Origin of the sequence: Thorsellia kenyensis, from assembly GCF_042432445.1 — a bacterium.
GTDB lineage: Bacteria > Pseudomonadota > Gammaproteobacteria > Enterobacterales > Thorselliaceae > Thorsellia > Thorsellia kenyensis.
This window is the reverse complement of record NZ_JBHLXE010000031.1, coordinates 1-505: the sequence shown is the minus strand read 5'-3', so window position 1 is coordinate 505 and position 505 is coordinate 1. Positions and strand designations below refer to the sequence as shown.

The 505-nt window shown below is 39.0% G+C and carries 1 protein-coding gene; it reads left to right on the top strand.

Features of this window, described 5'->3' with window-relative positions:
* A partial coding sequence (locus tag ACFFIT_RS03155; protein WP_385876196.1) for an IS66 family transposase zinc-finger binding domain-containing protein occupies positions 1-505 on the top strand: 505 nt, incomplete at both ends.

The following is a 505-nucleotide window of genomic DNA, read 5'->3' as shown; positions in this document are numbered from 1 at the left end:
CAATCTATTTACAGAAGAAGAGTTTTCTGAACTCGCTTCTTTTATTGAAAGTACTCACTCATGTGACTCTACTGAAGCTACTCTAGGCACATCTGCGGATGCGCCAGCAAAAGCTGAGTCGAGTACTCCCCCAAAAAAATCACGTGGTCGTAAAGTCATCAATCCCGATTTACCAAGGGAAGAACGTATTATTGATTTAGAAGATAAAACTTGTAAAACATGCTCTAGTGAAATGACGGCTATGGGTGAAGCAATTTCTGAAAAAGTTGATTTTATTCCAGCTAAAATTGTTGTCATTCGTACTAAGCGCATTAAGTACACCTGCACTTGCTGTCAAACTTTAGTTACAACGCCTATGCCTGCAGAAATCATTGATAAAGGCATTCCAACTGATAACCTGCTTGCTGAGATTGTTGCTAAAAAATTCATTTACCACTTACCTCTTTATAGGCAGCAACAGCTGTTTAAAACAATGGGCGTGGATTTTTCACTCAGCACCTTATCA